We start from the raw sequence: 7,869 nt of genomic DNA, 5'->3' as shown, positions 1-7,869 counted from the left end.
ATTCCGAACAGAGAAGTTAAGCCCCGTAGCGCCAATGGTACTGCTGTCAAAGGCGGGAGAGTAGGTAGCCGCCAACCCCATTTAACTAAACCCCAGCTTAGTAATAAGTTGGGGCTTTTGCGTTGTAAAGTGTTTTAGGTAAGTGTGGCTTGCTTGGAGGATGAGGAAGAACTGGAAAGACGATGATAGTGCTGAATGGAAGGAGAAGAGCAAACGTTCTTGAAAATAGCTTCATTCCTGAACATCAATAAAAATTAAAAGTTACAAATCTCAGGTGCGCTCTATTTACAAATTTCATAGTTAATAAGTAATGCTGCTATATAATATCGCTATTATGTCTGATAGTTATCGAAAATAGTGTGCAATATAATTACAGTTGAGTTGAAAGCTGACTTCGCACGGACTGCCTTTAAAAAAGGATTTAAAACCAATTAGAAATTAAATTAGCCAATTCTTTCAGGTAAATTTTATCAGTTTCATCAAAATCATTTAATAGATCGCTATCTACATCAAGCACCATTACTACATTTCCATTTTTAAAAACAGGTACTACAATTTCAGACTTTGAAGCACTGCTGCAGGCAATATGTCCTGGAAAGGCTTCTACATCAGGTACTAAAATAGTCGTTTTTTGTGTGTAAGCGGCACCACAAACACCACGATTGAAAGCAATTCGGGTACATGCCACTGGACCTTGAAATGGACCGAGCACTAGCTGATTTTCTTTAACCAAGTAAGCGCCTACCCAGAAAAAATTGAACACTTCTTTCAATGCGGCCATTGTATTCGACAGATTCGCAATTAGATCTTTTTCGCCAGTAGTTAAGGATTCTATTTGAGGAAGGAGTTGTTTATACTTATCAGCTTTAGAGCTATTAGTGTTTATTACTAAAGTTTCTGACATAACGTATATAGATTTAATTGTATATGTTGAGAATTTTTTATAGAGTTAGCTTTTTATGAACTATACGAGTTTTCATTATTTAATCCTATAGTTCATTTTGCTGAAAAAATGTTTAAATCTTAAAAAGAGCAATAACTGTCAAAGAGTTAATTGTTAAAGAAGAAATTATTCCGATGTATAAAAAGCTGGTCTTGATCAATGCAAAAATTTTCAGTTAATGAATTGAGTGGCAGATCAGGCGCCGAAATGCCTGCACTAAATTGCTTAAGACTACGCAAAATACGCGCTTCGTCCCAAAGGTTATTCTTAATAAATGAATTAAGTAAGAACGTGCCGCCTTCCACTAAAACGGATTGAATCTGACGTTGATGTAAATGGTATAGCAATTGGCTCAAAAAGTCAGATTCAGGATCTAAACGAACAAATTCCAAGTTATCGTGTAAAAACTCAGTACGTTTTAAATTGAAAACTATAGTCTTCTGATTTCTATCGAATAAATGTAGCTCAGAAGGAAGATTTAAATTTTTATCTATTACCAGCCTGATTGGATTCTTGCCTGACCATTCGCGGATATTCAGTTTCGGGTTATCAAATTGAGCAGTATTTGTGCCTACCAAAATAGCAGCTTCTTCTGTTCTCCATTTATGAACTAAGTTTTTTGAAATGGCTCCTGAAATTGCAGCTGGTTCATAATTTTCTTTAGCAATAAAACCATCTGAGGTTTGTGCCCATTTCAAAACAATATAAGGGCGCTTTTGCTGATGAAATGTAAAAAACCGCCGGTTCAAAATGCTACCTTTTTCAGCTAAAAAATTGCTTTCCACTTCAATTCCCGCTTCGCGTAGCTTTGCTATTCCGCGTCCGGCTACTAAAGGATTCGGATCATTGTTGCAGATTATTACTTTCTTTACCGCATGTTTTACCAGTAGGTCGACGCAAGGAGGAGTTTTGCCGAAGTGGGAGCAAGGTTCCAGTGTTACGTATACGGTGCTTTGAGACAGCAATTTTTTATCTTTAACTGCATTCACCGCATTCACTTCCGCGTGTGGCCCCCCATAGCTTTGATGCCAACCTTCACCAATAATTTCGTTATTATGCACAATTACGCAACCAACTAATGGGTTTGGACTGGTATAGCCGGCGCCGGAGGCTGCCAGTTCCAAAGCTCGAAGCATAAAGAAATTGTCGGCGGGTGTCATCATTTTGTTAAAAAAATTAGGAGCCAGATAAAGATAATTCAAAAAGACAAAATGAGATGAGGTGGCTGAATTTAAAGAAAAAGCTTCTAACTTTAACTTTAATCAAAAACCTCCTAGAGGTAACTTACAAAATTATCAAAATACTCCCGCTGTGAAAAAAACGCAGGACTTAATTAATCATATTCGGACAGCAATTGCTGAAATTTATGAAGAACCTGAAGCTTCGGCCATAGCATTTGCCGTTGCCGGGCATGTATTAGGCATTGGTAGGTTGGAATTGAGTATGCAGCGTTACGATCTTGTTTCTCACGAAGTTGAGGTGACCACTGAGAAGTTGATCGAAAGATTGTTGCAGCACGAACCTTTACAATATGTACTCGGAATCGCTCATTTTTTCGATCTGGAGCTTAAGGTTACGCCGGCCGTTTTAATTCCTCGTCCTGAAACAGAAGAATTAGTTGCCCAAATCATAAAGGAAAACCAGCACCGGCCACAACTGCATATACTAGATATTGGTACAGGTAGCGGTTGCATAGCCATTACACTGGCCGAGGTGCTGGATTGTGCGAAAGTGTATGGTCTCGATATATCTGAAAAAGCGCTTGAAGTTTCACATGAAAATGCTCTGAAATATGGACAACCCATTCAGTGGATCAAAGCAGATATTTTTGAAGATAAAATTCCGGTAAAAGCCCATAGTCTGGATATTCTGGTTAGCAACCCGCCATACGTTCTGGAAAACGAGAAACCTAAAATGCGTAAAAACGTACTGGACCACGAACCGCACCTGGCTCTATTTGTACCTGACAATGATGCGCTCCTATATTATAAACGCATCGCTGAAGTCGGGAAGAAGTGGTTGAAGCCGGGCGGGAAATTATATTTTGAAATAAATGAACAATTTGCCGATCCTTTAATTGAGATGCTAAAAAGTCAAGGCTACCAAAGCCTTAGCGTAAGCTGCGACCTGTTTGGGAAAGATCGCTTTGTAACTGCTGCATTGCCCACCAGAACTTAATCCATCGCTGTCAGATTTATTCGGGAATTTCAAGAATATTCTTCTAAATTTGCTCGCCGTTAAAGTGTTGCGGCCGCAGATAAGGTGTGTTTTGTGCAAAACGCTATAGTTTTAGCCTCAAAAAGTCATCTTCAATTACATTCAGAAACTAATAAATAACATAAAAACTGTGTACGATAAGTTAGTAAACAAAGAAGCAACATTAGCCGTGATCGGTTTAGGTTATGTAGGCTTGCCCATTGCTTTAGAATTTGCAAAAAAAACAAAAGTGATAGGCTTCGATATCAACGCTAAGCGCGTGGAAATGATGAAGAACAACATCGATCCGAGCGGCGAGTTGGAAGCTTCGGCTTTTGAAGGGACTGATATTACATTTACTGATAATTTAGACGTGCTTCGCGAGGCGCAGTTCTTTATAGTAGCCGTTCCAACTCCAATCGATGAGCACGCCATGCCAGACCTGAAACCATTGCTTTCGGCTTCGAAAACGGTAGGCAAAGTGCTGAAAAAAGGCGATTATGTGGTTTACGAATCTACCGTTTATCCTGGCTGCACCGAAGAAGATTGTATTCCGGTTTTAGAACAGGAATCAGGTTTGAAATTCCCTGCTGATTTTAAAGTTGGTTATTCTCCGGAGCGTATCAACCCGGGTGATAAAGAACATACGCTTACTAAAATTGTAAAAGTAGTTTCTGGTTGCGATGCTGAATCTGCCGAAGAGATTGCCAAAACATATGAACTGGTAGTAGAAGCCGGCGTGCACCGTGCTTCTTCCATTAAAGTTGCCGAAGCTGCTAAAATCATTGAAAACACCCAGCGCGACGTAAATATCGCGCTCATGAACGAGCTTTCTCTGATCTTCGACCGCCTGAACATTAATACTTACGAGGTTTTAGAAGCCGCCGGAACCAAGTGGAACTTCCTGAAATTCTCTCCGGGCTTAGTTGGTGGTCACTGCATTGGTGTAGACCCCTATTACCTGACTTACAAAGCGAAAGAACTGGGCTACGATGCCAAAGTAATTCTGAGCGGACGTACGACCAATGATAACATGGGCGCTTACATTGCCAAAAAAGCCGTTCAGTTAATGGTGAAGCAGGGCAAAGATATTTCCAAAGCTAAAGTGCTGGTAATGGGTGCTACTTTCAAAGAAAACGTGGAAGACATCCGCAATTCCAAAGTGGCCGACGTGATCAAGGAACTGAAAGATTTCAGCGTAAACGTAGATGTAGTTGATCCGCACGCCGATTCTGATGAACTAAATCACGAATACGGTTTCAGCTTGGTAGAAAAAGCGGGTAACGATTACGACGCCGTAATTGTAGCCGTAAACCACAAAGACTACCTGAATCTGGATGAAAAATATTTCGAATCGATCACGACCGAAAACCCAGTGGTGATGGACATTAAAGGCATCTATCGGAATAAATTTACCGATGGAATGTTGTATTGGAGCTTATAAAAGGAAAATTGAGGCGTGAAGAATAGCAGCAAGATTTTAGTAACCGGTGGCGCCGGCTTTATTGGTTCGCACGCTGTGGTAGAACTCACCGAAGCCGGTTTTGAACCGGTAATTGTCGATAATTTCTCGAATTCTCAGGAAAGCGCTTTAAAAGGCATTGAAGCAATTCTGGGCCACGAAGTAAAATGCCACCGCGTAGATTGCACCGATACACAGGCTTTACGCGAAGTTTTTGTTTCCGAAAAAGACATTGCCGGCGTAATTCATTTTGCCGCTTACAAAGCCGTAGGCGAATCGGTGGCAGAACCGCTGAAGTATTACCATAATAACGTAGGCTCTTTGGTGGCTTTGCTGCAGGTGATGGAAGAGTTCACGGTTACAAACTTGGTTTTTTCTTCGAGCTGCACGGTTTACGGCATTCCGGATGCATTGCCGGTTACCGAAGCCACGCCAGTGAAAAAAGCCAATTCGCCGTATGGAAACACCAAGCAAATCTGCGAAGATATTCTTTCCGATCTGGCTAATAGTGGCACGCAAATTAAATCTATCGCGCTGCGTTACTTCAACCCGATTGGTGCACATGCTTCCGCTAAGATTGGTGAACTCCCGCTTGGCATTCCGAACAATTTAGTGCCGTTCATTACGCAAACTGCAGCAGGTATAAGAGAGAAATTGACCGTTTTTGGTAATGATTACGATACGCCTGACGGCACGAACATCCGCGATTACATTCACGTGGTAGATCTGGCCAAAGCACACGTGGTTGCCATCAATAAATTGCTATTCGGAAACACGCAAAAACTCGAGATTTACAACGTAGGTACCGGAAAAGGGAACAGTGTACTGGAAGTAATTCAGGCCTTCGAAAAAGCTTCCGGACAAAAACTGAACTACCAGATTGGTCCACGGCGGGAAGGCGATGTGCCGAAAATTTATGCCGATGTAACCAAAGCTACGCATGAATTAGGTTTTAAAACTGAAACCAGTTTGGAAGAGGCTTTACGGAGCGCCTGGAATTGGCAAATGCATTTAGAAAAACAAACGGTATCGAAATAGCTAATAAAAGTATGAAAATCCTGATCACCGGCGGTGCTGGCTTTATTGGTTCTCATGTGGTGCGCCTGTTCGTTACCAAATATCCGGAATACCAGATCTTCAACCTGGACAAACTAACCTACGCCGGCAATCTGGAAAACCTGAAAGACATTGAAGACAAGCCAAATTACACCTTTATTAAAGGAGATATTGTAGACGAGACGTTCATTAACGAGATTTTCCGCGAAAACCAGTTCGATTCGGTTATTCACCTGGCAGCTGAAAGCCACGTGGACCGCTCCATTACCGACCCGATGGCTTTCGTGAAAACGAACGTTTTAGGAACCTGTAATTTACTGAATGCGGCCCGCGAAACCTGGAAAAACGATTATAGCACGCGCCTGTTCTACCACGTTTCTACTGACGAAGTGTATGGTACTTTAGGCGAAACCGGGATGTTCACCGAAGAAACCAAGTATGATCCGCATTCCCCATATTCGGCATCTAAAGCGAGCTCTGACCATTTTGTGCGCGCTTACCACGATACTTACGGCATTCCGGTAAAAGTTTCAAACTGCTCGAATAACTACGGTCCGAACCACTTTCCTGAGAAACTTATTCCACTGGCTATCAACAATATTCAGAACATGAAACCGGTGCCGGTTTACGGCAAAGGCGAAAACGTGCGCGACTGGCTGTATGTAAAAGATCACGCTACGGCGATTGATGCGGTTTTCCACAAAGGCAAGATCGGTGACACCTACAACATTGGCGGCGTAAACGAGTGGAAAAATATTGACCTGATCCGTTTGCTTTGCGATACCATGGATGAAAAACTGGGTCGCGAAAAAGGTACTTCCCAGAAATTGATCACCTTTGTAACGGACCGTGCGGGCCACGATTTGCGTTACGCCATCGATTCGTCTAAAATCATGAACGAGTTGGGTTGGAAACCATCCGTAACCTTCGAAGAAGGCTTGGCCAAAACGGTAGACTGGTACTTAGAAAATCCGGAATGGCTGAAGCACGTAACTTCCGGCGAATACCAAAGTTATTACCAGGAACAATATAACCGATAGGTTTAAATAAAAATTAGGAATTCAGCATCAGGAATGGTTAAATCAGGTTTCGACTTTTGGAGGTCAAAACCATATCGTTTTCCATCTTTCTGAGTTAGCCAATTTCTAGTTTCTAATTTTAAATTTCTAATTAAATAAAAAGTGTACGAACATCCTTTCCATACCGAATCGCTTGAAAACAAGAAATTTTTAGTAACGGGCGGCGCAGGCTTTATTGGGTCTAATATTGTTGAATATTTATTGAAATATAACGTTGGAAAAGTGCGTGTACTCGATAATTATTCCAACGGATTTCCTAAAAATGTGCGTGCATTCTTAGATAATCCGGCGTTTGAGATGATGGAAGGTGATATCCGTGATCCGGAAGTTTGCCAAAAAGCTTGCGAAGGAATGGATATTGTGTTGCACCAGGCAGCTTTAGGTTCGGTTCCACGGAGCATAAACGATCCGATCACTTCCAATAACGTGAATATCGGCGGTTTTGTGAATATGCTTACGGCTGCGAAAGATCAGAAAATAAAACGCTTTGTTTATGCAGCTTCCTCTTCTACTTACGGCGATAGCAAAGCGCTTCCGAAAGTGGAAGACAAAATTGGCAAGCCGCTTTCGCCGTATGCTGTTACGAAATATGCCAACGAACTTTATGCTGATGTGTTTGGCAAAACCTACGGCATGGAAATTATCGGTTTGCGTTACTTCAATATTTTTGGCCCGCGTCAGGATCCGAATGGTGCTTATGCGGCGGTTATTCCATTGTTCATAGATGCCGTAATGAAAAACCAGCCACCTAAAATGAACGGCGATGGCGGGCAAACCCGCGATTTTACTTTCGTGGAGAACTGCGTACAAGCTAATATTAAAGCCGCTTTGGTTGCAGAACCGGAAGCAGTGAACCAGGTTTACAACATTGCCGTTGGAGACCGGACTTCACTAAACGATCTTTTCAACATTCTGAAAGAAGAAGCTAAAACTGATATCGAACCAATATATGGACCAGACCGTGCCGGTGACATCCGTGATAGTTTAGCCGATATATCGAAAGCAAAAAATCTGTTGGGTTACGATCCCCAAGTCCGTATTCGGGAAGGTCTGCAGAAAACATATCAGTGGTTCCTGAACAACCAGGAGTTTATTTATAATAATTAAGTTAAATTGCTTAATTGTTAAATTGT

Annotated in this window: 7 protein-coding genes and 1 rRNA gene; 6 read left to right on the top strand and 2 right to left on the bottom strand. The window is 41.7% G+C overall.

Annotated features, from left to right (window positions below; translation table 11 throughout):
- Positions 1 to 77: ribosomal RNA gene (gene rrf / locus ACFPIB_RS17480) — 5S ribosomal RNA — on the top strand; the annotation flags it as partial.
- A gap of 344 nt (positions 78 to 421) precedes the next feature.
- On the opposite strand, the gene ACFPIB_RS09490 is transcribed toward rrf, so the two are convergent.
- Together ACFPIB_RS09490 and ribD are read right to left on the bottom strand one after the other, a co-directional pair.
- Positions 422 to 904, bottom strand: coding sequence for a GAF domain-containing protein (locus ACFPIB_RS09490; RefSeq protein ID WP_378017206.1), 483 nt, complete (start codon positions 902 to 904; stop codon positions 422 to 424).
- A 146-nt stretch (positions 905 to 1,050) separates the two neighbouring features.
- Positions 1,051 to 2,106: a bifunctional diaminohydroxyphosphoribosylaminopyrimidine deaminase/5-amino-6-(5-phosphoribosylamino)uracil reductase RibD gene (gene ribD, locus ACFPIB_RS09485; protein WP_378017205.1), complete on the bottom strand. Its 1,056-nt coding sequence runs from the start codon at positions 2,104 to 2,106 to the stop codon at positions 1,051 to 1,053.
- Between the two features lie 58 nt (positions 2,107 to 2,164).
- On the opposite strand from ribD, the gene prmC reads away from it, so the two are divergent.
- The 5 genes from prmC to ACFPIB_RS09460 all read left to right on the top strand — a co-directional run bounded on the left by prmC (position 2,165) and on the right by ACFPIB_RS09460 (position 7,843).
- Positions 2,165 to 3,121, top strand: a complete 957-nt coding sequence (gene prmC / locus ACFPIB_RS09480) for a peptide chain release factor N(5)-glutamine methyltransferase (RefSeq protein WP_378017204.1) — start codon at positions 2,165 to 2,167, stop codon at positions 3,119 to 3,121.
- Positions 3,122 to 3,281: 160 nt separating this feature from the next.
- Positions 3,282 to 4,583, top strand: a complete 1,302-nt coding sequence (locus ACFPIB_RS09475; protein ID WP_378017213.1) for a nucleotide sugar dehydrogenase — start codon at positions 3,282 to 3,284, stop codon at positions 4,581 to 4,583.
- Positions 4,584 to 4,598: 15 nt separating this feature from the next.
- Positions 4,599 to 5,639, top strand: a complete 1,041-nt coding sequence (gene galE, locus ACFPIB_RS09470) for a UDP-glucose 4-epimerase GalE (RefSeq protein WP_378017203.1) — start codon at positions 4,599 to 4,601, stop codon at positions 5,637 to 5,639.
- An 11-nt stretch (positions 5,640 to 5,650) separates the two neighbouring features.
- On the top strand, positions 5,651 to 6,697 hold the full coding sequence (gene rfbB / locus ACFPIB_RS09465) for a dTDP-glucose 4,6-dehydratase (protein WP_378017202.1): 1,047 nt from the start codon (positions 5,651 to 5,653) through the stop codon (positions 6,695 to 6,697).
- A 141-nt stretch (positions 6,698 to 6,838) separates the two neighbouring features.
- Positions 6,839 to 7,843, top strand: a complete 1,005-nt coding sequence (locus tag ACFPIB_RS09460) for an SDR family oxidoreductase (RefSeq protein WP_378017201.1) — start codon at positions 6,839 to 6,841, stop codon at positions 7,841 to 7,843.
- Positions 7,844 to 7,869: the final 26 nt, after the last annotated feature.

Source organism: Adhaeribacter terreus (assembly GCF_042657365.1).
Taxonomy (GTDB): domain Bacteria; phylum Bacteroidota; class Bacteroidia; order Cytophagales; family Hymenobacteraceae; genus Adhaeribacter_A; species Adhaeribacter_A terreus.
Note: the sequence above shows the minus strand (reverse complement) of the source record. Positions and strands in the feature narration are given on the sequence as shown.

Coding starts and splice junctions, on each gene's coding strand:
- ribD (WP_378017205.1), bottom strand. CDS start 2,106: ATGATGACACCCGCCGACAATTTCTTTATGCTTCGAGCTTTGGAACTG.
- rfbB (WP_378017202.1), top strand. CDS start 5,651: ATGAAAATCCTGATCACCGGCGGTGCTGGCTTTATTGGTTCTCATGTG.
- ACFPIB_RS09490 (WP_378017206.1), bottom strand. CDS start 904: ATGTCAGAAACTTTAGTAATAAACACTAATAGCTCTAAAGCTGATAAG.